General features: G+C 62.5%; 23 protein-coding genes. 12 read left to right on the top strand and 11 right to left on the bottom strand.

Annotated elements, in window-relative coordinates:
- The first annotated feature begins 72 nt into the window (after positions 1 to 72).
- Entirely contained in the window at positions 73 to 1,272 is a 1,200-nt protein-coding gene (locus ACZ0AI_RS15980) for a CaiB/BaiF CoA transferase family protein (protein WP_463570037.1), read from the top strand.
- Positions 1,269 to 2,102 (top strand): citryl-CoA lyase, encoded by an 834-nt coding sequence (locus tag ACZ0AI_RS15975; protein WP_463562715.1) that lies wholly within the window; start codon positions 1,269 to 1,271, stop codon positions 2,100 to 2,102. Before ACZ0AI_RS15980 ends, ACZ0AI_RS15975 begins: the two co-directional genes overlap by 4 nt.
- A gap of 21 nt (positions 2,103 to 2,123) precedes the next feature.
- On the opposite strand, the gene ACZ0AI_RS15970 is transcribed toward ACZ0AI_RS15975, so the two are convergent.
- The 6 genes from ACZ0AI_RS15970 to glcC form a co-directional block, all read right to left on the bottom strand.
- A complete protein-coding gene (locus ACZ0AI_RS15970) occupies positions 2,124 to 3,467 on the bottom strand; it encodes a hemolysin family protein (protein ID WP_463562714.1) in 1,344 nt (447 codons plus the stop codon).
- A 71-nt stretch (positions 3,468 to 3,538) separates the two neighbouring features.
- A complete protein-coding gene (phoR, locus tag ACZ0AI_RS15965; protein WP_463562713.1) occupies positions 3,539 to 4,846 on the bottom strand; it encodes a phosphate regulon sensor histidine kinase PhoR in 1,308 nt (435 codons plus the stop codon).
- Between the two features lie 51 nt (positions 4,847 to 4,897).
- Positions 4,898 to 5,587: a phosphate regulon transcriptional regulator PhoB gene (gene phoB / locus ACZ0AI_RS15960; RefSeq protein WP_463562712.1), complete on the bottom strand. Its 690-nt coding sequence runs from the start codon at positions 5,585 to 5,587 to the stop codon at positions 4,898 to 4,900.
- An 88-nt stretch (positions 5,588 to 5,675) separates the two neighbouring features.
- Positions 5,676 to 6,566 (bottom strand): 4-hydroxybenzoate octaprenyltransferase, encoded by an 891-nt coding sequence (ubiA, locus tag ACZ0AI_RS15955; protein ID WP_463562711.1) that lies wholly within the window; start codon positions 6,564 to 6,566, stop codon positions 5,676 to 5,678.
- A gap of 29 nt (positions 6,567 to 6,595) precedes the next feature.
- Positions 6,596 to 7,150, bottom strand: a complete 555-nt coding sequence (locus ACZ0AI_RS15950) for a chorismate--pyruvate lyase family protein (RefSeq protein WP_463562710.1) — start codon at positions 7,148 to 7,150, stop codon at positions 6,596 to 6,598.
- Between the two features lie 82 nt (positions 7,151 to 7,232).
- Positions 7,233 to 8,003, bottom strand: coding sequence for a transcriptional regulator GlcC (gene glcC, locus ACZ0AI_RS15945; protein ID WP_463562709.1), 771 nt, complete (start codon positions 8,001 to 8,003; stop codon positions 7,233 to 7,235).
- Between the two features lie 252 nt (positions 8,004 to 8,255).
- Here glcC and glcD point away from each other — a divergent pair, with 252 nt between their 5' ends.
- The 10 genes from glcD to ACZ0AI_RS15895 all read left to right on the top strand — a co-directional run bounded on the left by glcD (position 8,256) and on the right by ACZ0AI_RS15895 (position 19,254).
- Positions 8,256 to 9,755: a glycolate oxidase subunit GlcD gene (gene glcD, locus ACZ0AI_RS15940; RefSeq protein ID WP_463562708.1), complete on the top strand. Its 1,500-nt coding sequence runs from the start codon at positions 8,256 to 8,258 to the stop codon at positions 9,753 to 9,755.
- The gene (gene glcE / locus ACZ0AI_RS15935; protein WP_463562707.1) at positions 9,755 to 10,831 is read left to right on the top strand and encodes a glycolate oxidase subunit GlcE; all 1,077 of its coding nucleotides are present in this window, start codon (positions 9,755 to 9,757) and stop codon (positions 10,829 to 10,831) included. Before glcD ends, glcE begins: the two co-directional genes overlap by 1 nt.
- A gap of 2 nt (positions 10,832 to 10,833) precedes the next feature.
- Positions 10,834 to 12,051 (top strand): glycolate oxidase subunit GlcF, encoded by a 1,218-nt coding sequence (glcF, locus tag ACZ0AI_RS15930; RefSeq protein ID WP_463562706.1) that lies wholly within the window; start codon positions 10,834 to 10,836, stop codon positions 12,049 to 12,051.
- 60 nt (positions 12,052 to 12,111) lie between these two features.
- Positions 12,112 to 12,510 carry a heme-binding protein gene (locus ACZ0AI_RS15925; RefSeq protein WP_463562705.1) on the top strand — a complete coding sequence of 133 codons (399 nt, stop codon included), beginning with the start codon at positions 12,112 to 12,114 and terminating at the stop codon, positions 12,508 to 12,510.
- A gap of 79 nt (positions 12,511 to 12,589) precedes the next feature.
- On the top strand, positions 12,590 to 14,773 hold the full coding sequence (locus tag ACZ0AI_RS15920) for a malate synthase G (protein WP_463562704.1): 2,184 nt from the start codon (positions 12,590 to 12,592) through the stop codon (positions 14,771 to 14,773).
- Positions 14,774 to 15,038: 265 nt separating this feature from the next.
- Entirely contained in the window at positions 15,039 to 16,739 is a 1,701-nt protein-coding gene (locus tag ACZ0AI_RS15915) for an L-lactate permease (protein ID WP_463562703.1), read from the top strand.
- A gap of 140 nt (positions 16,740 to 16,879) precedes the next feature.
- Positions 16,880 to 17,047 carry a rubredoxin gene (locus ACZ0AI_RS15910; RefSeq protein ID WP_463562702.1) on the top strand — a complete coding sequence of 56 codons (168 nt, stop codon included), beginning with the start codon at positions 16,880 to 16,882 and terminating at the stop codon, positions 17,045 to 17,047.
- Between the two features lie 35 nt (positions 17,048 to 17,082).
- Complete coding sequence (locus ACZ0AI_RS15905) at positions 17,083 to 18,231, top strand: FAD-dependent oxidoreductase (RefSeq protein WP_463562701.1); 1,149 nt, start codon at positions 17,083 to 17,085, stop codon at positions 18,229 to 18,231.
- 171 nt (positions 18,232 to 18,402) lie between these two features.
- A complete protein-coding gene (locus ACZ0AI_RS15900; protein ID WP_225837397.1) occupies positions 18,403 to 18,675 on the top strand; it encodes an HU family DNA-binding protein in 273 nt (90 codons plus the stop codon).
- A gap of 189 nt (positions 18,676 to 18,864) precedes the next feature.
- On the top strand, positions 18,865 to 19,254 hold the full coding sequence (locus ACZ0AI_RS15895) for an SCP2 sterol-binding domain-containing protein (protein ID WP_463562700.1): 390 nt from the start codon (positions 18,865 to 18,867) through the stop codon (positions 19,252 to 19,254).
- 54 nt (positions 19,255 to 19,308) lie between these two features.
- Here ACZ0AI_RS15895 and ACZ0AI_RS15890 read toward each other — a convergent pair whose 3' ends face one another.
- From ACZ0AI_RS15890 to exbD, 5 genes are all read right to left on the bottom strand, one after another.
- Positions 19,309 to 20,712 carry an HDOD domain-containing protein gene (locus ACZ0AI_RS15890; RefSeq protein WP_463562699.1) on the bottom strand — a complete coding sequence of 468 codons (1,404 nt, stop codon included), beginning with the start codon at positions 20,710 to 20,712 and terminating at the stop codon, positions 19,309 to 19,311.
- Between the two features lie 95 nt (positions 20,713 to 20,807).
- Positions 20,808 to 22,883 carry an ATP-dependent DNA helicase RecG gene (gene recG, locus ACZ0AI_RS15885; protein ID WP_463562698.1) on the bottom strand — a complete coding sequence of 692 codons (2,076 nt, stop codon included), beginning with the start codon at positions 22,881 to 22,883 and terminating at the stop codon, positions 20,808 to 20,810.
- Between the two features lie 8 nt (positions 22,884 to 22,891).
- On the bottom strand, positions 22,892 to 23,815 hold the full coding sequence (locus ACZ0AI_RS15880) for a hydrogen peroxide-inducible genes activator (RefSeq protein ID WP_225837413.1): 924 nt from the start codon (positions 23,813 to 23,815) through the stop codon (positions 22,892 to 22,894).
- A 138-nt stretch (positions 23,816 to 23,953) separates the two neighbouring features.
- Positions 23,954 to 24,700, bottom strand: coding sequence for an energy transducer TonB (locus ACZ0AI_RS15875; protein WP_225837415.1), 747 nt, complete (start codon positions 24,698 to 24,700; stop codon positions 23,954 to 23,956).
- On the bottom strand, positions 24,697 to 25,125 hold the full coding sequence (gene exbD / locus ACZ0AI_RS15870) for a TonB system transport protein ExbD (RefSeq protein ID WP_225837417.1): 429 nt from the start codon (positions 25,123 to 25,125) through the stop codon (positions 24,697 to 24,699). The genes ACZ0AI_RS15875 and exbD overlap by 4 nt, the downstream gene beginning before the upstream one ends.
- Position 25,126: the final 1 nt, after the last annotated feature.

The following is a 25,126-nucleotide window of genomic DNA, read 5'->3' as shown; positions in this document are numbered from 1 at the left end:
TCGATATTCTATATAATGGAAACTAGTTCTATCTAGTAGAATAATAATGTCTCGTTAAAGGAGTTTGTCGGCATGATCAGCCCGCTGAAAGGCATCCGTGTGCTGGATCTGACCAACGTATTGGCCGGTCCATTCTGTTGCCATCAACTGGCCCATATGGGCGCTGACGTGATCAAGGTCGAGGTGCCTGGCAGCGGCGACCTAGCCCGCCAACTGGGAGCCGATGCCGAGCTCAACCAGAAACTCATGGGGGTGTCCTTCCTGGCGCAGAATCCAGGCAAGCGTTCGCTGACTCTGAACCTGAAGAATGCCTCGGCCCGCGAGGTGTTCCTCAAGCTGGTCGACAGTGCCGATGTGCTGGTGGAGAACTTCCGCCCCGGGGTAATGACGCGCCTGGGCCTGGGTTACGAAACGCTCAAGGCGGTCAATCCCAAACTGATTTATTGCGCCATTTCCGGTTTCGGCCAGGACGGCCCGCTGCATGACCTGCCGGCCTACGATCAGATTATCCAGGGTATGTCTGGGGTGATGAGCATCACCGGTGCGCCGGAGAATGCCCCGTATCGCGTGGGCTATCCGATCTCCGATACCGTCGGAGGTATCACCGCTGCGTTCGCCATCACCAGCGTGCTGGCCGACCATCAGCGCAGCGAGGGCTGCTTCCTCGATATTTCCATGCTCGAAGCCTCTCTGGCCACCATGGGCTGGGCGGTGTCGAACTTCCTGGTCGCCGGTCGCGTACCGCAGCCGATGGGTAACGACAACGTCACCGCCAGCCCGTCGGGTACCTTCCGTACTGCCAGCGGGCCGTTGAATATCGCCGCCAACAAGCAGGAACAATTCGAGGCGGTGTGCCGAGTGGTGGGGCGCGATGAGTTGATCGCCGATCCGCGTTTCGCCAAGCGTCAGGCCCGCCTGCAACACCGCGCCGAGCTGACCCGCCTGCTCGAGGAGGCGCTGCTGGCGCGCCCGGCGGACGAGTGGTGGGCCTTGCTGGTAGAGGCGGGTGTGCCGTCCGGGCCGGTTTATCAGGTGCCGGAGGTGCTCGAACATCCGCAGATTCGTGACCGCGGCATGATTGCCCATTTCGACCAGGTGCCCGGTGTCGAGCGCCCGGTGAGCCTGTTGCGCACCGGCATCAAGATTGACCATCAGGCACCGTCGGTAAGCACGCCACCGCCGATGCTTGGCGAGCATACCGAGAGCATCCTGGCCGAACTCGGCTACAGCGATGAACAGATCCAAAGCCTGCGCGAGGAGCACGCACTATGACCGACGCCATCGACGGACGCCGCATGAGTGAGCAGTGGTGGACGACCTCCATCATCCAGATGCAACCGGGTGAGATCCGCTACCGCGGTTATGCCATCGAAGAGCTGATCGGCAATGTCGGGTTTGCCCAGATGATCTGGCTGATGCTGCGTGGCGAGTTACCCAGTGCGGCCGAAGGACGCCTGCTGGAAACCGCGCTGATGTCGGCCGTTGACCATGGCCCACAGGCACCGAGCATCGCCATCGCACGTATGGCCACCACTTGCGGTGTGGGCCTCAACAGCGCCATGGCCTCAGCGCTGAACGTGCTCGGCGATGTGCATGGAGGTGCTGGCGAGCAAGCCGTTGGCCTCTACCAGGAGATCGCCGCACGTATGGAGGCGGGCGTTGCGCAGGAGCAGGCTACCGACGCCGTTCTGGACGCTTTCATTGAGATCAATGGCAAGTTCATCCCCGGTTTCGGCCACCGTTTCCACCCGGTCGATCCGCGCTCGGCGCCGCTATTGGCAGCTGTCGATCAGGCTGCTGCTGAGGGTGTGGTAAGTGGGCGTTTTGCGCAGATTGCGCGGGGTATCGAAGAGCGCCTGCAGGCACGCAAGGGCAAGCGTATTCCGATGAACATCGATGGCGCCACGGCGGTGATCTACGCCGAATTGGGCTTTCCGGCACCCCTGGCGCGCGGGCTGTTCTGCCTGTCGCGTTCGGTCGGCATCCTTGCTCACGCTTGGGAGCAGACCCAACAGGGTGGGCGTAACAAGGGGCCGATTCCGCGTCAGTTCATCTGGGACTATGACGGTCAGGCGCCGCGGCCCGTGCCGAAAGAGGACTGAGTTCGGCCGGCCGCGAGCCGGTCACTCACCCAATTTGATGACCTTGGCCAGGAGGATCTTCGGGCCCTTCATTTTCTTGACGATCAGGCGCAGGCCTGCGACTTCCAGCGATTCTTCTTCCTCGGGCACCCGCTTGAGGGTTTCGTAGATCAGGCCGGCGAGGGTTTCCGCCTCGATATGATCGAGGTCGACGCCGAGTAGGCGTTCCAGCTTGAACAGCGGCGTGTCGCCGCGTACCAGCAGTTTGCCCGGCTGGTAGGCGAGTATGCCGCGTTCGGTTTTGCGGTGTTCGTCCTGGATATCGCCGACCAGTGCCTCAAGTACGTCTTCCATGGTCAGGTAGCCAATTACTTTGCCGTCGGCTTCTTCGACCAAGGCGAAGTGCGCGCCGCCTTTGCGAAACTGCTCCAGCAATTCGGAGAGCGGCAGGTTTCGATTGACCTTCTCCAGCGGGTGCATCAGTTCGCTGAGACGCAGCGTTGAGGGCAACATTTCCAGCAGCGACAGGTGCAGCAGCAGATCCTTGATGTGCAACACGCCGACGAACTCGCCAGCCGCTTCGTCATAGATCGGGTAGCGGCTGTACTTGTGGCGCCGGAACACGCTGAACACTTCATCCAGCGAGGCGTTGAGTTCCAGATAGACCAGGTCTTCACGAGAATTGGCCCAGTCCACCACGTCCAGTTCGCCCAGCTCCACGGCCGAGGCAAGCACACGCATGTCCTGATCGGAGGGGTCGCTGGCGCGGCTGGAGTGCAGGATCAGTTTGAGTTCATCACGGCTGTAATGGTGGTCGTGGTGCCCACCTGGCTCGCCCTGGCCGGCGATGCGCAGGATGGCGTTGGCGCTGGCGTTGAGCAGGAAAATCGCCGGGTACATGGCCCAATAGAACAGGTACAGCGGAACTGCCGTCCACAGCGACAGCAGCTCTGGCTTGCGGATCGCCCAGGACTTGGGCGCCAGTTCGCCGATCACGATGTGCAGGTAGGAAATGATGAAGAAGGCCGTGAAGAAGGCGATGCCGTGGATCAGCTTCTGCGATTCGATACCGATTGAGGTCAGCAGCGGTTCGAGCAGGTGAGCGAAAGCCGGCTCGCCGACCCAGCCAAGGCCGAGGGAGGCCAGAGTGATGCCCAACTGGCAGGCCGACAGGTAGGCGTCGAGCTGGTTGTGCACGGTGCGCAGGATGTGCCCGCGCCAGCCGTTCTCCTGGGCCAGTGCTTCGACTTTGGTGGCCCGTAGTTTGACCATGGCGAACTCGGCGGCGACGAAGAAACCGTTAAGTAGAACCAGGAGAAGGGCGAACAAAACGAGGCCGAAATCGGCGAAATAGGATGAGAAGGAGACGCTCGTAGAGGGATCCATGGGGGTTTCGTGTGACCAGATATTGCTAAAGGGTGGGGCTTGGGGCAGTGCTTTGCAATAGGCCTAAAGACTTAGCGGTCGCGCTGCGCTATCTGAGTCGCCGGAAAATGGCAGGTGAACAGGCTGCCCTTGCCAACCACGCTGGTAATTGCCAACTGGCCACGATGTCGCAGCAGCACGTGTTTGACGATGGCCAGGCCGAGGCCGGTGCCGCCGGTGTTGCTGGCTCGGCTGGAGTCGACCCGGTAGAAACGCTCGGTCAGGCGTGGCAGGTGTTTGGCCTCGATGCCTGGTCCGGTGTCTTGTACCGACAGGTGCGCGCCTTGTTCGTCCTGCCACCAGCGAATGCGAATCTCGCCTTCTGCCGGCGTGTATTTGACGGCGTTGAACACCAGGTTGGAAAAGGCGCTGCGCAGCTCCGGCTCACTGCCCTTGAGTCTGACCCCAGCATCGGCTTCCAGGCTGATGCGGTGGTTGCGCTCGGCGGACAGCGCCTGGGCATCGGCCTTGATCGACTGCAGCAACAGATCGACCGGCACCGGTTGATTATCGGACGGATAGTCGGTGGCTTCCAGTTTGGCCAGCAGGAGCAGATCGTTGAGCAGACCTTGCATGCGCGCGCCCTGCTGTTGCATCTGCTGCAGGGCACGACGCCAGCGCGGATTGATCTCTTCGACGTTGTCCTGCAGGGTTTCCACATAGCCGGAAATGACCGTGAGCGGGGTGCGCAGTTCGTGGGAAACGTTGGCGACGAAATCCTTGCGCATCTGCTCCAGCTGGTGCAACCGGGTGACGTCGCGCACCAGCATCAGGTGTTCCTGATTGCCGTAGCGGGTGATGTTCAGTTGTAGCTGTTTGCGCGGATTGACCGGCGAGGGCAGCTCGAGCGGCTCGAGGTAATTGCCGCGCTCGAAGTACTCCTTGAAACGTGGGTCACGCATCAGGTTGGTGATTGCCTGGCCACTGTCCTGGGGCGTTTTCAGGCCCAGCAGGGTTTCCGAGGCTTTGTTCCACCACTCCAGGTTGCCGTTGCTGTCGAGCATGATCACTGCATCACGCAGGGCCGCTGTGGATTCCTGAACACGGTCGATCACCGCTTGCAGGCGGCCACGGGCGCGCTGGTTGCGGCGTTGCAGGTGATAGATGCTGTCGAACACTTCACCCCACAGGCCATAGCCATCGGGCGGGGGCTCGTCAGGCTGGTGATCCTTGAGCCAGGCGTGCAGGCGCAGCAACTGGCTGAGTGTCCACGCCAGGTGGATGGCCAACCCCAGAGCCAGTGCCCAGGCATAGTGGCCGGTGATCACGCCCAAGGTGAGGCAGGCTGCGACCAGCAGCAGCAAACGGCGGGTTATGGCGCCACGCCAGTGGCTCGTCACGTTTCGTTCATCCGCCAGCGTGTCCCTGTCATGTGCGTTGCAGGCTTACGGTCAGCCCTTGGTGGAGAAACGATAACCGGTGCCGCGCACCGTCTGCACCAGATTTTCGTAGGCTTCGCCGAGCGCCTTGCGCAGGCGGCGGATATGCACGTCGACGGTACGTTCTTCTACATACACGTTGCCGCCCCACACCTGGTCGAGCAACTGGCCGCGGGTATAGGCGCGCTCCTGGTGGGTCATGAAGAATTGCAGCAGGCGGTATTCGGTGGGGCCCATTTCTGCCGGTTTACCGTCGATGGTCACGCGGTGGCTGATCGGGTCGAGCAGCAGGCCGCCGACTTCGATTGGCCCCTCGTTGTCCGCCGGGCCTGCACGGCGCAGCACGGCCTTGAGGCGGGCGACCAGCTCGCGGGGCGAGAAGGGCTTGGTGATGTAGTCATCGGCACCCACCTCCAGGCCCTGGATCTTGTTGTCCTCTTCGCCCTTGGCGGTGAGCATGATGATCGGGATATCGCCGGTCAGCTCGTCACGCTTGAGGCGTCGTGCCAGTTCGATGCCGGAGGTGCCGGGCAGCATCCAGTCGAGCAGGATCAGGTCGGGTTTGCGGTCGACGATGATGGCGTGGGCCTGCTGGGTATTTTCCGCTTCCAGGCACTCGTAACCCGCCATTTCCAGCGCCACCACGATCATTTCGCGGATCGGCGCTTCGTCATCGACGATCAGGATGTTCTTGCCAGCCATGGATCGAGCCTCGGTTCATTCAACTGTCATGCGGCGCATTAGATAACGGAATTATTGCAGCGATATGACAGCTGTGCGGCAGGCGATCCTAACGCAGGGCGTAATCGAACACGATGCCAATGAAGATTGCCAGGCCGGCCCAGTGGTTGTGCAGGAAGGCCTGGAAGCAGACCATCGGCTCGCGCTTGCGGGTCATGTGGAATTCCCAGGCGAAGCAGGCGGCGGCGACCAACAAGCCAAAGTAGAAATACAGGCCCAGCTCGAAGCGCGCACCGGCCAGCACCAGGCAGAGCAGCGCCAGACCCTGCAGGCCGAGGATGATCACCCGGTCGGCATCGCCAAACAGGATAGCGGTGGACTTCACGCCGATCTTCAGGTCGTCCTCACGGTCGGCCATGGCGTAGTAGGTATCGTAGGCGACGGTCCAGATCACGTTGGCCAGTAGCAGCAACCAGGCGGCCATCGGTACGCTACCGGTCTCGGCGGTGAACGCCATCGGCATGCCCCAGGAGAACGCGGTGCCCAGTACCACCTGCGGGTAATAGGTGTAGCGCTTCATGAACGGGTAGAGCGCGGCCACGCCCAGCGCGCCGAACGACAGCCAGACGGTGGTGGCATTGGTCAGCAGCACCAGGCCAAAGCTGAGGGCGATCAGCACGGCGAACAGGGCCAGCGCTTCGCGGGCGGTAACCCGTCCACTGGCCAGCGGGCGCGCCTTGGTGCGGCTGACATGGCCGTCGAAGTTGCGGTCGGCGTAATCGTTGATCACGCAGCCCGCCGCGCGCATCAGAATTACCCCGACCACGAAGATCACCAGGTTCTTGAGACTCGGCACACCTTCAGCTGCGATCCACAGCGCCCATAGGGTCGGCCACAGCAGCAGGTAGATGCCGATGGGCTTGTCCATGCGCGTCAACTGCACGAAGTCCCATGCGCGAGGGTGCAGGCGATTGAGTGATTGCAGCAGGCGGGTGTACATCGTGCGTTTCTCCTGGCGAGGTGCGCGGATTATACGGACGGGACGGGTGGTGTGCTCTGTTCTGCGGCTTGCCAGAAGGCCGGCAGGAATACTTCGGCGACTAGCACCGCCAGGTCGCCGCGTCGAAAGCAGGAGCGGCGTGCCCAGAGTTTTTCCTGTGCGCTGCCTGCCGGCAGCCAGGCGGCCGGATATTGGCAGACTTGCAGAGCGCCGCGCGCGAATGCGTGGTCGCTGAACAGCAATTCACCGAGGGAACGGCTGCCGAGTTGCTCAAGTGCCAGGCCGGAGCCTTGCAGTGCGCTGCGCGCCGCCACGCTGCGGGCGAATACCCAGGGCTGGCCATGGCCGAGCAAGTACACCTCGCGTACCCAGCCCTGACTGCCGTCGGCCACGCCAAGGGCCGCGCACTCATCGCTGCGCAGGGGCTGCCAGCCCTCGGTAAGCGGGGTGACGCTGAAGCCGTCGCGGGACAGCGCGGTCAGGCGTCGGGTCAGGGAGTCTTCATTGAACAGCCAGTCGCGCACAGCTGTTGGCTGCAGCTGGTCGGCGGTCAGCCAATGAGGGGCAGGGGCGGCGTGGGGCACGGCAAGCATTCGTCGTAAATTGAGAACGCGCGAGTCTAGCACGGAGCTCCAGGGCGATCAGGGCAGGCGCCGATGGTTCGCGCTACGACCAGCCCTCCAGGCGCATGGTCGCGCGCACCAGGCGTTGCTCTTCCTGTTCGATGTCTTTGAGGTTGTCGCGGATGCTGTGGATATGTTCGCGGGCAGCACGTTGCGCCTGTTCCGGCAGGCGCTCGATCACCGCGTGGTACAGGCGCGCGTGCTGGCGGTCGATCTGGCGCTTCTGCAAGGGCCGGTGATAGAGGTTGTTGACCGAGGCGAACACCGAATTGAGCATCAGGTCGGTGAGTGATTGCAGCGTGTGCAGCAACACCGGGTTGTGCGAGGCCTCGCAGATCGCCAGGTGAAAGGCGTGGTCGAGACGCGCCTGTTCACGCGGCTCGAAAGCCTGCGGGGCGTTGTGGGCGGCGAGCATTTCCTCGTAGCGGCGGGTGAGCAGGACGAAGTCAGCGTCCGTGCCGCGCTGCGCCGCCAGGCGTGCCGACTCGGCCTCCAGCAGTGCGCGTACCTCGAGCAGATCGAACAGCGTACGCGGTTGCGAACTGAACAGGTGCATCAGCGGGCTGGCATCGCGCGGGCCATTGAGTGTGGCCACTCGCGAGTCACGACCTTGGGCGGTTTCGATGATGCCGCGGCCGCGCAGAACCTGCAGCCCCTCACGCAGTGCCGACCGTGAGATGCCGAGCTTTTCGCACAGACGGCGTTCCGACGGTAGCGGCTGGCCCACCTTGAGCACGCCATCGACGATCAGCCGCTCGATGCGCTCGGCCACCACGTCGCTGACCTGCCGGCGGGGGGTGTTGGGTTCTGTCATGCGCTCACCTTTTACTGGTATGACCAGTCGTTTCGAGCTGCTCGGAATTTTTTGAATATAGGCCTATTGGTCAGTATTTAAAGGCTCTACGGCATATTTGCTTCGAAAGTCTGCTGAAAGAAACTGGTCGTACCAGTGGTTTTTAGGGTGGACGCTCGGCAATCCGGGGGCTAAACATGCAGCACGCACCAGCAGCCTGGGCCTCGATGCCCGGCATGCCTATAACAACAACGCTGCCTGAATGAGCCTGCCATGAGCATTCTGTACGACGAACGTGTTGACGGCGTACTGCCCAGTGTCGACAAAGCGGCCCTGCTGGATGAGTTGCACGCCAGCTTGCCTGATCTGCACATCCTGCATGCCCAGGAAGACCTCAAACCCTATGAGTGCGATGGCCTGTCGGCGTATCGCACCACGCCAATGCTGGTGGCGCTGCCTGAGCGTCTGGAGCAGGTCGAGGCGCTGCTCAAACTCTGTCATCGCCGCCAGGTGCCGGTGGTAGCGCGGGGTGCCGGTACGGGTTTGTCCGGCGGCGCATTGCCGCTGGAGAAGGGCGTACTGCTGGTGATGGCGCGCTTCAATAAAATTCTCGAGATCGACCCGGCCGGGCGCTTCGCCCGGGTGCAGCCCGGTGTGCGCAATTTGGCGATCTCCCAGGCCGCCGCGCCGTTCGATCTGTATTACGCCCCGGATCCGTCCTCGCAGATCGCCTGTTCCATCGGCGGCAACGTGGCCGAGAATGCCGGCGGTGTGCATTGCCTGAAGTACGGACTGACGGTACACAACCTGCTCAAGGTCGAGGTGCTCACGGTCGAAGGCGAGCCGATGACCTTGGGTTCTGACGCGCTGGACTCGCCAGGTTTCGACCTGCTGGCGTTGTTCACCGGCTCCGAAGGCATGCTCGGTATCGTCACCGAGGTGACGGTCAAGCTGCTGCCCAAGCCGCAGGTGGCCAAAGTGCTGCTGGCCAGTTTCGACTCGGTGGAAAAGGCCGGTCGTGCGGTGGGCGATATCATCGCTGCGGGGATCATTCCCGGCGGCTTGGAAATGATGGACAACCTGGCCATCCGCGCCGCCGAAGACTTCATTCATGCGGGTTATCCCGTCGACGCCGAAGCGATTCTGCTGTGTGAGCTCGACGGCGTCGAAGCCGATGTGCACGATGATTGCGCGCTCGTTCGGGCGGTGCTGGAAAAGGCCGGCGCCACCGAGGTGCGTCAGGCCCGCGATGAAGCCGAGCGGGTGAAGTTCTGGGCTGGGCGCAAGAACGCCTTCCCGGCGGTCGGGCGCCTTTCGCCGGATTACTACTGCATGGACGGCACCATTCCGCGCCGTGAATTACCCGGGGTGCTCAAGGGCATCAGCGCACTCTCCGAGGAGTACGGCCTGCGCGTGGCCAACGTGTTCCATGCCGGCGACGGCAACATGCACCCGCTGATTCTCTTCGACGCCAACCAGCCCGGTGAGATGGAGCGCGCCGAGGCCATCGGCGGCAAGATCCTCGAGCTCTGCGTCAAGGTCGGCGGCAGCATCACCGGCGAGCACGGTGTCGGCCGCGAGAAGATCAATCAGATGTGCGCGCAGTTCAACAGTGACGAGCTGACCCTGTTCCACGCGGTGAAAGCGGCCTTCGACCCGAGTGGCCTGCTCAATCCCGGCAAGAACATTCCGACCCTGCACCGCTGTGCCGAATTCGGCGCCATGCACGTTCACCACGGGCAGTTGCCATTTCCCGAATTGGAGCGCTTCTGATGGGCATGTCTCAGGACATCGACGCCAGTGCGGCGCTGCTGGAGCAGGTCAATCACGCCCTCAACACTTCCACCCTGTTGCGCATCCAGGGCGGCAACAGCAAGGCGTTTCTCGGCCGCAAGGTCGAGGGTGAGGTGCTCGATACGCGCAGCCATCGCGGTATCGTCAGCTATGACCCGACCGAACTGGTGATCACCGCCCGCGCCGGCACGCCGCTGGCCGAGCTGGAGGCGGCGCTGGAGGAAGCGGGGCAGATGCTCACCTGCGAGGCGCCGCGTTTTGCCGCTGCAGGCTCATCAGGCGCCACGGTCGGTGGCATGGTCGCCGCGGGTTTGTCCGGCCCACGGCGTCCCTGGTCTGGCGCGGTGCGCGATCTGGTGTTGGGTACACGGCTGATTACCGGCTTTGGCAAGCAACTGCGCTTTGGCGGCGAGGTGATGAAAAACGTCGCCGGTTACGACCTGTCGCGCTTGCTGGCTGGCAGTTTTGGTTGCCTGGGGGTGATCACCGAGGTGTCGCTCAAGGTGCTGCCCAAACCCCGCCAGTGCGTCAGCCTGCGCCTGGAAATGGACGCGCTCACGGCGCTTCAAAAACTCGCCGAGTGGGGCCTGCAGCCGCTGCCGATCAGCGCCGCCAGCCATGATGGCCGTGTCCTGCACCTGCGCCTGGAAGGCGGTGAAGGCTCGGTGGCAGCAGCCCGTCAGCGTCTCGGGGGTGAGCTACTGGAGGCGGCCTATTGGCGCGATCTTAACGAGCAGCGGTTGGATTTTTTCGCTGATCCGCGTCCGCTGTGGCGTGTGTCCGTGCCGAATAATTGCCGGGCGCTGGAACTGCCGGGCGAGCAGTTGATCGATTGGGGCGGTGCGCAGCGCTGGCTGAAATCCACGGCCGAGGCTGCGCATATCCGTCAGCAAGTCATGGCCGTTGGTGGTCATGCCACCTGTTTCACGGCCGGCTACTGCGACAGCCCGTTCCAGCCATTGGCCACGCCGTTGCTGCGTTACCACCGGCAGTTGAAAGCCCAGCTCGACCCGCAAGGGATTTTCAACGTCGGCCGCCTGTACGCAGAGGTTTAGCCATGCAAACCCATTTGAGTGAACAGGCCCTGCAACTGCCACGCGGCGAAGAAGCGGAAAGCATTCTGCGCGCCTGCGTGCACTGCGGCTTCTGCAACGCAACCTGTCCGACCTATCAGTTGCTCGGTGATGAACTGGACGGCCCGCGCGGGCGCATCTACCTGATCAAGCAGGTGCTCGAAGGCAACGAGGTTACGGCCAAGACGCAGGAGCATTTGGATCGCTGCCTGACCTGCCGCAACTGCGAGACCACCTGCCCGTCCGGTGTGCAGTACCACAACCTGCTGGATATCGGCCGCGCCATGGTCGAGCAGGCGGTGCCGCGGCCATTTTCCGAGCGCATGTTGCGTGAGAGCCTGCGGCTGCTGGTACCGCGCCCGGGCCTGTTCAAGGCGCTGACTCAGGCGGGCCAGGTGTTCCGCCCGCTGCTGCCGGCCAGCCTGAAAAACAAGTTGCCGCGCCAGGTTCGCATCGCCAAGCCGCGCCCGGTAAACCAGCATTCGCGGCGGGTATTGATGCTCGAAGGTTGCGTGCAGCCGAGTTTGTCGCCGAACACCAATGCAGCCACTGCACGGGTATTGGATCGCCTTGGCATCAGCGTCGCGGCGATCCGTGAGGCGGGCTGCTGCGGCGCTGTCGACTATCACTTGAATGCCCAGGCACAAGGCTTGCTGCGTGCCCGGCAAAACATCGATGCCTGGTGGCCGGCGGTCGAGGCCGGCGCCGAAGCCATCGTGCAGACCGCCAGTGGCTGCGGTGCTTTCGTCAAGGATTACGGCCACTTGTTGGCGGGTGATCCTGCCTATGCCAGCAAGGCTGAGCGGGTCAGTGCGTTGGCCAAAGATCTGGTCGAGGTGTTACGTGGCGAATCGTTGGAACAATTGAAGATCGATGGCGGCATGCGCCTGGCCTTCCATTGCCCGTGCACCTTGCAGCATGCGCAGAAGCTTGGCGGCGCCGTCGAAGATGTGCTGGTGCGGCTTGGTTTCCACTTGACCAATGTGCCCGATGGCCACCTGTGCTGCGGTTCGGCCGGGACGTATTCGCTGACCCAGCCCGTGCTGTCCAAACAGCTGCGCGACAACAAACTCAATGCGCTGGAAAGCGGTAAGCCAGAGGTCATCGTCACTGCCAATATCGGCTGCCAGACCCACCTCGACGGCGCCGGTCGCACGCCGGTGCGGCACTGGATAGAACTGGTCGAAGAGGCCATGGGCTGACACACAGCTAAGAAAAGCGGCCCTAGGCCGAGCAACCGAATTCATTGAGAGGAAAAACACATGCAAAGCAAAGCCGTACTCAGCCAGACCGAAGTCAGTCGCATCCTGGCTGCCGCCCGTGCAGAAGCCCAGCGCAACAACTGGGCCGTGTCGATTGCCGTGGTGGACGACGGCGGACATCCGCTGGCCATGGAACGCCTCGATGGCTGTGCGCCGATTGGGGCCTACATCTCCACCGAAAAGGCCCGCAGCGCGGCGCTGGGTCGCCGGGAAACAAAGGGCTACGAGGAGATGGTCAATGGCGGGCGCAGTGCGTTTCTGTCCGCGCCGCTGCTCACCTCCCTGGAGGGCGGCGTGCCGGTCGTGGTCGACGGCCATGTCATCGGCGCGGTCGGTGTGTCCGGGGTCAAGGCCGATCAGGATGCCCAAGTGGCCAAGGCAGGTATTGCCGCGCTTTGAGATGTAAGGCTGGGCTGTTGAGTCTTTTCTCCCGCTCTTTCGCAGAGCTGGAGAGCAAGCTGATTAGGAGAGATAAGTGATGACCGAACGTGTGCACTGCCAGCGTTTGCAAGTAGCCAGCGAACTCAAACGTTTCGTTGACGAGGACGTATTGCCAGGTACCAATATCCAGGCCGAGGCCTTCTGGGCCGGCTTCGCGGCGTTGATCCACGACCTGGCACCGCAGAACCGCGCGTTGCTGGCCGAGCGCGAGCGCTTGCAAGCCGAGCTGGATACCTGGCACCGCGCCAATCCAGGCCCGGTCACCGACATGCCGGCCTACCGCGCTTTCCTCGAGTCGATTGGCTACCTGTTGCCACAACCCGACGACGTGCAAGCCACTACGGCCAACGTCGACAGCGAAATTACCAGCCAGGCAGGGCCGCAACTGGTGGTGCCAGTGATGAATGCGCGCTACGCGCTGAACGCCGCCAACGCTCGTTGGGGCTCGTTGTATGACGCGCTGTACGGCACCGATGCGATCAGCGAAGCCGATGGCGCCACCAAGGGTACGGGTTACAACGAGGTGCGCGGCGCCAAGGTGATTGCCTTTGCCCGGGCCTTTCTCGACCAGGCTGCGCCGTTGGCCAGTGGCTCCCATGTGGATGCGCAGTGCTATCAGGTGGTCGAGGGGCAATTGCAGGTCGGCCTGGTCGATGGGCGCAGCACTGGCCTGCAAGCGCCTGAACAGTTTGTCGGCTATCAGGGCCGAGCCGAGGAGCCGCAGGCTGTCTTGCTGAAGAACAACGGTCTGCACATAGAAATTCAGATCGACCCGACGAGCTTGATCGGCAGTACCGATGTCGCCGGGGTCAAGGATTTGCTGCTGGAGGCCGCGCTGTCGACCATCCTCGATTGCGAGGATTCGGTGGCCGCCGTCGATGCCACCGACAAGGTGCTGATCTACCGCAATTGGCTCGGCCTGATGAAGGGCGACCTCAGCGAGGAATTGGAAAAGGCCGGCAAGCGCATTACCCGTCGACTCAACCCGGATCGCCAGTACAACACGCCGGCAGGAGGGGAGTTGACCCTGCATGGCCGCTCTTTGCTGTTCGTGCGCAATGTCGGCCACCTGATGAGCAATCCGGCGATTCTCGACGGCGACGGTAACGAGATTCCCGAAGGCATTCTCGATGGCGTGATGACCAGCCTGATCGCCCTGCACGATCTGCAGCGCCGCGGTAATTCGCGCACCGGCAGCGTGTACATCGTCAAACCGAAGATGCACGGCCCGGCCGAGGTGGCCTTTGCTGATCAACTGTTCGGGCGTATCGAAGACCTGCTGGGGCTACCGCGCAATACCCTGAAGATCGGCATCATGGACGAGGAACGGCGCACCAGCATCAACCTCAAAGCCTGTATTGCGGCGGCCAGCGCTCGGGTGGCGTTCATCAATACCGGCTTCCTCGACCGCACCGGCGACGAGATGCACAGCGCGATGGAAGCCGGTGCGATGTTGCGCAAGGGCGATATGAAGGCCACGCCGTGGATCCAGGCCTACGAGCGTAACAACGTGTTGGTGGGCCTGAGCTGCGGGCTGCGCGGCAAGGCGCAGATCGGCAAAGGCATGTGGGCCATGCCGGATCTGATGGCCGATATGTTGGTACAGAAAATCGTTCACCCCAAGGCCGGTGCCAACACTGCCTGGGTACCGTCGCCGACCGCGGCGGTGCTGCATGCGCTGCACTATCACCAAGTCGATGTGCAAACGGTGCAGCGCGAACTGGAGCTGATCGACCTCAATAGCCAGCGTGACAGCCTGCTCAATGGCCTGCTGACGGTACCGGTGGCTAGTGATCCTGTATGGAGCGCTGCGGATATTCAGCAGGAACTGGATAACAACTGCCAGGGCATCCTCGGCTATGTGGTGCGTTGGGTCGAGCAGGGTGTCGGCTGCTCCAAGGTGCCGGATATCCACAATGTCGGCCTGATGGAAGATCGCGCCACCCTGCGTATCTCCAGCCAGCACATCGCCAACTGGTTGCACCATGGGGTGGTCGGCGAGGCTCAGGTACGCGAGACCTTGGAGCGGATGGCCAAGGTGGTCGATGGGCAGAACGCCGGCGATCCGTTGTACCGCCCGATGGCGCAGGACTACGCCGCTTCGGCGGCGTTCCAGGCGGCCAGCGACCTGGTCTTCAAGGGGCGTGAGCAGCCCAGCGGCTACACCGAACCGTTGTTGCACGCTTGGCGTTTGCGTTTCAAACAGGAGAACGACCAGTAGCGGCGTAAGGGCGCTCCCTGGCTGTTCGGGTTAGCGCCTCGCTCTGCGACCTTATAAACAGCATCCCCGTCGATCCAGGTCGACCGGTAGAAGGAGTACAGCTTGCCCCGGCAGCTATGGCGGCCGGGGCGTTCGAGCATGAGCGCGGTGCTGGGCGATCCCTGCCGCCGTGGCTCACGGAGCGCTGCAGTCGGAGCGCTCCCGTTGCGTGGCGCCGGGTACCCCCGGGAAATTGTGGTTCACAACAAGAAAAAGGAACCAACCCATGAGTCAAACGCTGCTCTCCATCCTGGCCTTCGTGCCGCTGGTGCTGGCAGGTGTGCTGCTGATCGGCTTTCGCTGGCCAGCCAAGTACGCCATGCCGGTGGTCTTCCTGCTCACTGCAATTATCGGCTTGACGGCGTGGGACATGTCCCTGAACCGGGTCATCGCCTCCAGTCTGCAAGGGCTGATTCTCACCGCGGCGATCCTGTGGATCATCTTCGGTGCGATCCTGTTGCTCAACACCCTCAAACACTCCGGTGGTATCAGTGCCATTCGGCGTGGCTTTGCCAGCATCACGCCGGATCGCCGTGTGCAGGCGTTGATCGTGGCCTGGTTGTTTGGCTGTTTCATCGAGGGGGCATCAGGCTTTGGTACGCCGGCGGCGGTCGCCGCGCCGCTGCTTGTGGCGTTGGGCTTTCCGGCACTGGCGGCGGTGGTGCTGGGCATGATGGTGCAGTCCACGCCGGTGTCGTTCGGCGCCGTGGGCACACCGATTCTGGTTGGTGTGGGCTCTGGTTTGGACAAAACCGGCATCAGTGAGCAACTGGTGGCCGTGGGCAGTAACTGGGAGGTGTTCTTTCACCTGATCTACTCGCGCGTGGCCATTACCCACGGGCTGATCGGCCTGCTCATGCCGTTGATCATGGTGATGATCATGACCCGCTTCTTCGGCAAGAATCAGTCGTGGAAGGAAGGCCTGGCCGTCGCTCCATTCGCCATTTTTACCGCCATCTGCTTCTCCGTGCCTTACATAGCCGCGGGGGTGTTTCTCGGCCCTGAATTTCCGTCGATGATCGGTGCGCTGGTCGGGCTGGCTATCGTGGTGCCGGCTGCCAAGGCAGGCTTCTTGCTGCCCAAGGAGCATTGGGACTTTGCTCCCGCCAAAGACTGGCCGTCCGAGTGGATGGGCAAGATTGAAATGAAGATCGAGGATGTCGCAGGTAAAACGCCGATTTCCGTACCGATGGCCTGGGCACCGTATCTGCTTCTGGCGATATTTCTGGTGCTGTCGCGGGTGTTTCCCGAGCTCAAGGCGGCGATGATGGCGCTGACCTTCGGCTGGAAGGACATTCTCGGTGAGACCGGTGTGTCGGGCAGCATCGAGCCGCTGTACCTGCCTGGCGGGATCCTTTGCGTCGTGGTCGCCCTGACATTCTTCCTGCACCGCATGCGCATGCGCGAGTTGACGGCGGCGATCAGCGAATCGAGCAAAACCCTGCTGGGCGCCGGCTTTGTACTGATCTTTACCATCCCGATGGTGCGGATTCTGATCAACTCCGGGGTCAATGGCTCTGACCTGATGTCGATGCCCGTTGCCATGGCGCAACTGGTGGCGGACAGCGTGGGCGGCGTGTACCCCTTCTTCGCCCCGGCCGTCGGGGCGCTGGGGGCCTTCATTGCCGGTTCCAACACCGTGTCCAACTTGATGCTCTCGCAGTTCCAGTTCAATGCGGCAGAGCTGCTCGGTGTCTCTGGGGCGATGATGGTGGCCACACAGTCGGTCGGTGCGGCTGCCGGTAATATGATCGCCATCCACAACGTGGTAGCAGCCTCGGCGACTGTCGGCTTGCTCGGGCGCGAAGGCATCACTCTGCGCAAAACCATCCTGCCAACGTTGTACTACCTCGTGGCCGCCGGTAGCCTGACGATGTTCGCCATGTATGTCATGGGTATTGGTGATCCCCTGCTAGCTGTGCGGTGAGCGTGCAGCCCACCGAGTGGTGGGCTGCCCCGGCCTTAGCTGCCCAACCGGCACGGCATTCGCTGCCCGCCGGCTTGGCGCTCCTGCGCATTTGCGGTAGCGTGCCCGCGCAATGACCGTGATTACGCCGGAGAGCGTTTATGAAGAAGTGGCAATGTGTGGTCTGCGGACTGATCTACGACGAACGTGACGGCTGGCCGGATGACGGCATCGAACCCGGCACCCGCTGGGAAGATGTGCCAGCAGACTGGCTATGCCCCGACTGTGGCGTGGGCAAGATGGATTTCGAGATGATCGAGATCAACTAAGCCCACTCAAGGGCCCAACCCAACAGGAACGAGCAATGAGCGACCCCGTGGTAATCATCGGTACCGGCCTGGCCGGCTACAACCTGGCGCGCGAATTTCGCAAGCTGGACAGCGAAACGCCGCTGTTACTGATTACCGCCGATGACGGTCGCTCCTACTCCAAGCCGATGCTGTCCACCGGCTTCGCCAAGAACAAGGATGCCGACGGCTTGTGCATGGCCGAGCCCGGGGCAATGGCCGAGCAACTGGGTGCCCAGGTGTGGACGCATACGCGGGTTACTGGCATCGACCCGGGGCACAAACGCCTGTGGATCGGCGAGGAGGCCGTGCCGTATCGTGATCTGGTGCTTGCCTGGGGCGCCGAGGTGCTGCAAGTACCTATCGAGGGCGACGCCCGGGATGAGTTGTTCACGGTCAACGACCTCGAAGGTTATGCGCGTTTTCGCCAGGCGGCGCAGGCCAAGCGCCGCGTGCTGATTCTCGGTGCCGGGCTGATCGGCTGCGAGTTCGCCAACGACTTGTCGCTCGGTGGCTACGAGGTCGATCTGGTTGCGCCCTGCGAACAGTTGATGCCGGCCCTGTTGCCGGTCGAGGCGGCCGCTGCCGTGCAAGCTGGGCTGGAAGCGTTGGGGGTGCGTCTGCACCTGGGGCCGGTGCTCAGCCGGCTGGAGCACGGGAATGACGGGCTGGAGGCGCATCTGTCCGACGGCCGGGTAATCGCCTGTGACCTGGTCATTTCGGCCATTGGCCTGCGCCCACGCATCGACCTGGCTGCGGCTGCCGGCCTGGCCGTCAACCGCGGTGTCATGGTCGACCGCGAGCTGCGCTCCTCGCACGCCAATATCTATGCGCTGGGTGATTGCGCCGAAGTCGACGGCCTCAACCTGCTCTATGTCATGCCGCTCATGGCCTGCGCCCGTACGCTGGCGAAGACGCTCAGCGGCACAGCAAGCGAGGTCGCCTACGGGGCCATGCCCGTCACAGTTAAAACACCCGCATGCCCGCTGATCGTGTCGCCACCTGCGCGTGGAACCCAAGGTCGCTGGACGGTCGAAGGCAGTGGCGGCGATATCAAGGCACTGTGTCACGACGCCTCTGGCGCCTTGCTGGGCTACGCGCTGACGGGGACAGCGGTACAGGAAAAACTGACGCTCAATCGTCAACTGCCGGCCGTGCTGCCCTGAGCGTTCTGTCGCGTGGTCGACAAAATGCCGGATTTAGCTAGAAGCAGGGCTGGCGAAGCCCTTTAGAGCGTGCCATTCTCCCCCAGGCCACCCGCAGCGTAGAGCTGTCGCGGCGCCTTGGCGCTGCAGGGCACGGAACACAACAACAACAAACCGTAGAATGAGGCATTTATGCGCAAACCGGAACTCGCCGCTGCTATCGCGGAAAAAGCTGATCTGACCAAAGATCAGGCTAATCGTGTACTCAACGCCGTTCTTGAAGAAATCACCGGTGCACTGAACCGCAAGGACAGTGTGACGTTGGTTGGCTTCGGTACCTTCGTGCAGCGCCACCGTGGCGCGCGCACCGGCAAGAACCCGCAGACCGGGCAACCCGTCACCATCAAGGCCAGCAACACCGTCGCCTTCAAGCCAGGCAAAGCCCTCAAGGATTCGGTCAACTGAGCCCAGGGTCTGTTGACGTTTCAGCGCAACCTGCCGGTAATCAACACGGCTGTTTTGGCAGTCGTGTGAAGTGTCAGCAGACCCTCCTCCTCAGCGTCCGCGCTAGCCGCCCTCCATAAGGCTGGCTGTCAGGCTTCTGGCAAGGCGCTACAATGCGCGGCCTCTGCTTCCTCGCCAACAGGCCATGCCATGAAATTTCGTTTTCTTCTGTGGATGCTGGGCCGTCTTATGGCCAAGGCAAGTCGTGATAATCCAGCGTTTCGCCAGCAATTGGAGGGGCGTGATCTGGTGTTCCAGCTGCATACGCTGGACGGTAGGATTACCCGCCACTTCATCGTCAAAGACCAGCGTGTCAGCAGTAAGCGCGGCACGGTCAGCGAGCCGGCCTTTGCTATTGGCTTCAAGGATGCGGCCTATGGTTTCGCCACCCTGACGGCGAAAAACAAGCAACTGGCTTTCATGCAGGGCATCCAGAACAAGGATATTCAGATCCAAGGCAACACGGCTTTGGTGATGTGGTTCCAGGGGCTGACCAAATACCTGCGCCCCAAGCGCAAGACCGACAAGAAAGCAGCCTGATTCAGCAAGGCGTACCCGTGGCCACTCGTTAAGTGACTGGCCACGGGTACGTCGTCAGTTAGGCGAGCCGAACTGCGAAGCCAAATCGCGCAGGGCAACTTCGGCAGCCAGCACCTTGCTCAGTGCGTCTTCGGCTTTGTCCCGCGTGATTCCCAGGTTGTCGAGCAGGCTCTGCGGGATCTCGCGCTCGGGCCCGGTACCGATACCGCGGTTGCGCAGCATGCTGACCGCCAGATACACCAGGTTCGGGTAGGTGGCGTGGTTACCACTGTAGGTCGCGTCGTGCTGGAAGCGCAGGGCCACCGCCAGTTCCTCGGGCATGTCCCAGTAACGCATCAGCCAGGAACCAATCTGTTCACGGCTGATACCGAGCAGGTGCTGCTCGATGTAGCTGTGCGGCAGGTGCTGGTTGACCTCCAGGTGCCGGCAGATCAGCGAGAAGTGTGGCGGGAATACGTGAGCCAGCACCAGGTTGCCGAAGTTGTGCAGCAAGCCAGCCAGGTAGGTCAGCCCTGCTTCCGGGCGCTGGGCGCGGGGCATGGCGCGGGTCAGCCCTTCGATCACTGCGGCGGTGTAAATCGCCTGCTGCCAGTAGGGCGTGGTCTGCTGCGGCTGATCCTTTGGCAGGCTGAGGGTCTTGCCCAATGCCAGGCCCAGTGCCAGGTTGATCACCAGATCGAAGCCCAGCACGCGAACGATGGCGTCTTCCACCGAGCGGATCTTGCCGGGCGCAGCATAGTAGGGCGATGCCGCCCAGCTCACTACTTGTGCGGCGAGCGCTGGATCGGTTTCGACCACGCCAGTGATGTCGTCTACCGTGGCATTGGGGTCGACGCGCAGTTTGATGATTTTCTGTGCGGTTTCCGGCAGCGGTGGAATTTCAATGGTCTCTTCCAGACGTTGCTGGATACGCCGCGCAGTAAAGGCTTGCACCGCATGGCTGATCTCGTTTCGATCATCGTCTGGGCGATTGAGGTTGGGCCTAACCTTACTCAGAGGCTCGCCGAAACGCGCGGCGCTGGCTTTGGCCAACAAGCTTTTGAAGGTCTCGTTACTCAGTTCCAGCAGCACGCCGGGCTCACCGGACTGGATGAACAGGCTCGGCACATCGAGCAGGCGTTCATCGTACAGACAAGGCGAACTGGTTAGCGCCGGGATGCCAGGCAATAGCTTCAGCTCATGCTTGCTGAGCATACGCTCCAGGCGCTCGGGTTTGACCGCGATAAGTTTCCGTCCGGTCAGCTCCGCCAACCGGTTGAGGTCGAGCAACTGACTTTGCGGAAACAGCACCAGCAGAGCTCCCACCGCGTCGTCGAGTAACGCAGTTTGCACTCGCTGAGCAGCAGCCAGGCCGGGCTGCTCGATGCGCACTTGATAATTCAGCCCGAGCTTTTCCAGCAACTGACGAATCACCAGAGGTGGTTGGGGAGAGAGGTCGGCGATGGCTACTTCAGTCATGACGTGTTCCGTCGTAAAGGGGGACGCAGCTCCCCAAGTATAACCAGCAAGCTGACAATGGGACCTCGTGAGTCGACCATCGTCCTGTGTAACGCTCAAACTTGCCCATATTGTTGACCATGACGCAGCCAGCGTTCCAGCAGCGGGCTGACATGCTGTGGCCAGTGCTCCAGCAGTGCCTGAGCCGCATCGCGAACCGCCGGCAGCAGGTCGGCATCACGCATCAGATCAGCTACCTTGAACTGCAGCAGGCCGGTTTGTCGAGTACCGAGCATTTCTCCGGGGCCGCGCAGCTCCAGATCCTTTTCCGCGATGATGAAGCCATCACTGGTTTCACGCATGATGCCCAGCCGCTCGCGACCGATCTGTGACAGCGGCGGGTGGTAGAGCAGCACGCAATGACTGGCAGCGCTGCCACGGCCGACCCGCCCGCGTAACTGGTGCAGTTGTGCCAGACCAAGGCGCTCGGGGTTTTCGATGATCATCAGGCTGGCATTGGGGACGTCGACGCCCACCTCGATCACCGTGGTGGCTACCAGCAACTGGAGTTGGCCCTGCTTGAACTGATCCATCACCGCGGCTTTTTCGGCAGGCTTCATACGCCCGTGGATCAGCCCGACCTGCTGACCAACGAGGGCAGCAGACAGATCCTCATAAGTCGTCTCCGCTGCCTGGCAGGTCAGCTCTTCGGATTCCTCGATCAGCGTGCAGACCCAGTAAGCCTGACGGCCTTCGTTGCAGGCCGAGCGCACTCGCTCGACCACCTCGAAGCGACGGCTGTCTGCTACCAGTACGGTGTTCACCGGTGTGCGGCCCGGCGGCAGCTCGTCGAGAATCGAGGTGTCCAGATCCGCATAGGCGCTCATCGCCAGTGTGCGTGGGATGGGCGTCGCGGTCATGATCAACTGGTGTGGGCTGAGCTTGCCGCCTACGCCTTTCTGGCGCAGCGCCAGGCGCTGTTGCACGCCGAAGCGATGCTGTTCGTCGATGATCGCCAGGGCCAGATTGTGAAAGCGCACCTCTTCCTGAAATAGCGCGTGCGTGCCGACCACCATGGGCGCACCAGCGGCGATTTGCTCCAGGGCAGCGACACGCGCTTTGCCCTTGAGCTTTCCGGCCAGCCAGGCGGTTTCCAGACCCAGTGGCTGCAGCCAGCGGGTGAAGTTCAGGTAATGCTGTTCGGCGAGGATTTCCGTGGGTGCCATCAGCGCCACCTGATAACCCGCCTCGATCGCCTGCAGTGCCGCGAACGCCGCGACCACGGTCTTGCCGGCGCCGACATCGCCCTGCACCAGACGCAGCATCGGCTCGTCCTGGCTCAGGTCATAGGCGATCTCGGCGCCGACCCGCTGCTGCGCGCCGGTCGGCTTGAAGCCGAGGTTGGCGAGGAATTTCCCCGGCAGTGTCTGGGCGACCGGCAGTACAGGCGCGCGCTGAGCACGGGCACTTTCGCGCAGACGCTGCATCGACAGTTGGTGGGTGAGCAGCTCCTCGAAGGCCAGCCGGTGCTGAGCCCAGTGGCGACCTTCGGCGAGTTCCTCGAGGTCGGCATCCGGTGGTGGCCGGTGCAGGTAGCGAATCGCCTGATCCAGCGGCGCTAGCTGGTAATCGTTGGCCAATTCGCGGGGTAACCAGTCCGGCAGGCTGTGCGGGCCGAGGCGAGCCAGGGCCTGTTCGCTGAGCTGACGCAGGCGCTGTTGGGTCAGCCCTTCGGTGGTCGGATAGATCGGTGTCAGGGTTTGCTCAACGGCCGGCGGTTCATCGCCGGACAGCGCGCGATACTCAGGGTGGTAGATTTCCAGGCCAGACGAACCGGGGCGGATTTCACCGTAGCAGCGCACCTGGGTGCCACGCTTGAGACCTTCCTTCTGCGCATTGCTGAAATGGTAGAAACGCAGGCTGAGCGTGCCACTGCCGTCATTCAAGCGAACCAGCAGGCTGCGGCGCTTGCCCATCACCACATCCGCGCCGGAAACGGTGCCCTCGACCACCGCGTCCTGGCCGGGCCGCAAGGCGCCGATGGGAACGATCCGGGTGCGATCCTGATAGCGCAGGGGTAGATGGAAAAGGATGTCCTGCAGGGTTTCCAGGCCGACCTTGGCGAGTTTCTCCGCCAGGGCCGCGCCGACGCCTTTGAGGTCGGTAACGGAAACCGTCGACAGCTCGCTCATCGTTGCTCTCAGACGCTACGCGGCAGGGGTTTGGCGACCGAGCACAGGCGGATGGAGTCAGCCAGCACCTCGATGGCCTTCGGCCGAGGGAAGCTGGCGCGCCAGGCGATGGCTACGGTGCGGAATGGTGCCGGCGGGCTGAGCGGGCGTACTTCGATGACGCCAGGGGCATAGTGGTGGCTGTCGACTGCCGAGAACGGCAGGATGGAAACACCAAGGCCCGAGGCAACCATATGGCGGATGGTTTCCAGGGAGCTGGATTCCACCGTGGTGTGCCGTGCTTGCTCCTCGCCCTTGCGCAGAGTCGGGCAGGCTTCCAGCACCTGATCGCGGAAGCAGTGGCCCTCGCCGAGCAGCAACAGGCTCTTGTCGTTGAGCAGTTTGGTGTCGATGGTCTTCATCGCTGTCCACGGGTGATCCGCAGGCAGCAGGGCGTAGAAGGGTTCGTCGTACAGCGGCAGCGTCAGCACGTCCGCTTCCTGGAACGGCAGCGCGACGATGATCGCGTCCAGCTCTCCGGTGCGCAGCTTGTCGCGCAGCACGTGGGTGAAGTTCTCTTCGATGTACAGCGGCATCTGGGTGGCCACGCGATGCAGCTGTGGGATCAGATGAGGGAACAGATACGGGCCGACCGTATAGATGGCGCCGATCTTCAACGGTGCTGCCAACTGGTTCTTGCCGGCCTGGGCCAGCTCGCGGATGCCTTGAGCCTGTTCCAGGACTTTTTGTGCCTGGGTGACGATGCCTTCACCGACTGGCGTCAGGCGCACTGCGCTCTTGCTGCGCTCGAAGATCAGCACGCCGAGTTCGTCTTCGAGTTTCTTCACGCCGACCGACAGGGTGGGCTGGCTAACATGGCAGCGCTCGGCGGCTCGGCCAAAGTGTTGTTCCTGAGCGAGCGTCACGATGTAGCGCAGTTCAGTGAGGGTCATAGTCTTAGTCCATTGAGATGGAGCCAAGCATAGCCGCTGTCTTCTATGTAACCAACCACTGAGGTGTGTCTGCGAGAGGGATATTGCTGGGGGAAAGGTATCCGCCCCGGGCTTTTTGGCCTGGGGCGGACAAGTGCATCAGCGACCGCGGCCGCGCTCCAGCGAGTAGATGAACGGCGCGACGATTTCCACGCTGCCATCCTTGAGCATTTCAGGTGGCGGTTTGGGCAGCGGCTGCGCGCGGCGGATCATCTGCAGCGTGGCCCTGTCCAGGGAGGCGCTGCTGGATTTGCCGACCAGCGTGTACGACAACACCATGCCATTGGCATCGACCACGAAGCGCAAGCGGTTGACGCCCTCGAGGCCGCGACGGCGCGCGTCTTCCGGGTAACGCTTGTACTTGGCCAGGTGCGTCAGCAACTGACTTTGCCAGGTGACTTCGGCCTTGCTCGGCGAGCTGACCGGTGCCTGTTGTGGCGCTGCCGGTTTGGCTTCAGCCGGTGCAGGAGGCGCGGGTGGGGCGTCTTCTGGCGGCTCGTCCTGAGGCTCTGGCGGCTTCGGCTCGGGTGGCTTGGGCTTCGGCGGCTTGGGTTTTGGCTTCGGCTTGGGTTTCGGCGGCGTTACTGCCAGCGTCGGCTTGGGCGCTTCTACCAGTTTCGGCTGAGGCTCGGGCTCCTCCGGAACGACTTCCGGTGGCGGCGGCGGAGCAGGCTTGGGCGCGGCTGGGGGCAGTGGTTCCAGTTCGACGATCATGGCTGCGGGAGGCAGCTCGATGGGCGTCGCTTGGGGCTGCCAGTACATGGCCCAGAGGAACAGACCGATGTGCAGCCCAACCACGATGACCAGGCTAGCGAACCAGGAGAACGTGCGGCTGGATTTCTTCATTGCGCGCCGACCGTCTCCAGGCCTACCAGGCCGATCTTCAGATAGCCGGTGCCACGCAGGGTGTCCATGACTTCCATCAGGTCGCCATATTCGACGCCCTTGTCGCCGCGTACGAAGATGGTCTTGTCCTTGTCATTCTGCGTCAGCTTGTCCAGCGCCGCGCCGAGCATGGCCGGCTGTACTTCGTCGTTATCGATGAACAGCTTCTTGTCGTCCTTGATGCTCAGGTAGATCGGCTTGTCCGGCCTTGGCGCCGGTTTGGCGCTGGACGCGGGCAGGTCGATCTTCACGTCGACGGTGGCCAATGGTGCGGCGACCATGAAGATGATCAACAGCACCAGCATCACGTCGATGAAGGGCGTGACGTTGATCTCGTGGTTTTCCTGGAGATCGTCGCCGCCGTTTTCGTTGAGATGAAGACCCATG

The sequence above is a fragment of the Pseudomonas sp. AC355 genome, from assembly GCF_979258205.1.
This window is presented reverse-complemented; position numbering and strand designations above follow the sequence as displayed.

Bases quoted from the DNA above. Each gene is read 5' to 3' on its own strand.
- ACZ0AI_RS15980 (WP_463570037.1), top strand. From the start codon at position 73: ATGATCAGCCCGCTGAAAGGCATCCGTGTGCTGGATCTGACCAACGTA.
- ACZ0AI_RS15975 (WP_463562715.1), top strand. From the start codon at position 1,269: ATGACCGACGCCATCGACGGACGCCGCATGAGTGAGCAGTGGTGGACG.
- ACZ0AI_RS15970 (WP_463562714.1), bottom strand. From the start codon at position 3,467: ATGGATCCCTCTACGAGCGTCTCCTTCTCATCCTATTTCGCCGATTTC.
- phoB (WP_463562712.1), bottom strand. From the start codon at position 5,587: ATGGCTGGCAAGAACATCCTGATCGTCGATGACGAAGCGCCGATCCGC.
- ubiA (WP_463562711.1), bottom strand. From the start codon at position 6,566: ATGTACACCCGCCTGCTGCAATCACTCAATCGCCTGCACCCTCGCGCA.
- glcC (WP_463562709.1), bottom strand. From the start codon at position 8,003: ATGACAGAACCCAACACCCCCCGCCGGCAGGTCAGCGACGTGGTGGCC.
- glcD (WP_463562708.1), top strand. From the start codon at position 8,256: ATGAGCATTCTGTACGACGAACGTGTTGACGGCGTACTGCCCAGTGTC.
- glcE (WP_463562707.1), top strand. From the start codon at position 9,755: ATGGGCATGTCTCAGGACATCGACGCCAGTGCGGCGCTGCTGGAGCAG.
- glcF (WP_463562706.1), top strand. From the start codon at position 10,834: ATGCAAACCCATTTGAGTGAACAGGCCCTGCAACTGCCACGCGGCGAA.
- ACZ0AI_RS15925 (WP_463562705.1), top strand. From the start codon at position 12,112: ATGCAAAGCAAAGCCGTACTCAGCCAGACCGAAGTCAGTCGCATCCTG.
- ACZ0AI_RS15920 (WP_463562704.1), top strand. From the start codon at position 12,590: ATGACCGAACGTGTGCACTGCCAGCGTTTGCAAGTAGCCAGCGAACTC.
- ACZ0AI_RS15915 (WP_463562703.1), top strand. From the start codon at position 15,039: ATGAGTCAAACGCTGCTCTCCATCCTGGCCTTCGTGCCGCTGGTGCTG.
- ACZ0AI_RS15910 (WP_463562702.1), top strand. From the start codon at position 16,880: ATGAAGAAGTGGCAATGTGTGGTCTGCGGACTGATCTACGACGAACGT.
- ACZ0AI_RS15905 (WP_463562701.1), top strand. From the start codon at position 17,083: ATGAGCGACCCCGTGGTAATCATCGGTACCGGCCTGGCCGGCTACAAC.
- ACZ0AI_RS15900 (WP_225837397.1), top strand. From the start codon at position 18,403: ATGCGCAAACCGGAACTCGCCGCTGCTATCGCGGAAAAAGCTGATCTG.
- ACZ0AI_RS15895 (WP_463562700.1), top strand. From the start codon at position 18,865: ATGAAATTTCGTTTTCTTCTGTGGATGCTGGGCCGTCTTATGGCCAAG.
- ACZ0AI_RS15890 (WP_463562699.1), bottom strand. From the start codon at position 20,712: ATGACTGAAGTAGCCATCGCCGACCTCTCTCCCCAACCACCTCTGGTG.
- recG (WP_463562698.1), bottom strand. From the start codon at position 22,883: ATGAGCGAGCTGTCGACGGTTTCCGTTACCGACCTCAAAGGCGTCGGC.
- ACZ0AI_RS15880 (WP_225837413.1), bottom strand. From the start codon at position 23,815: ATGACCCTCACTGAACTGCGCTACATCGTGACGCTCGCTCAGGAACAA.
- ACZ0AI_RS15875 (WP_225837415.1), bottom strand. From the start codon at position 24,700: ATGAAGAAATCCAGCCGCACGTTCTCCTGGTTCGCTAGCCTGGTCATC.
- exbD (WP_225837417.1), bottom strand. From the start codon at position 25,125: ATGGGTCTTCATCTCAACGAAAACGGCGGCGACGATCTCCAGGAAAAC.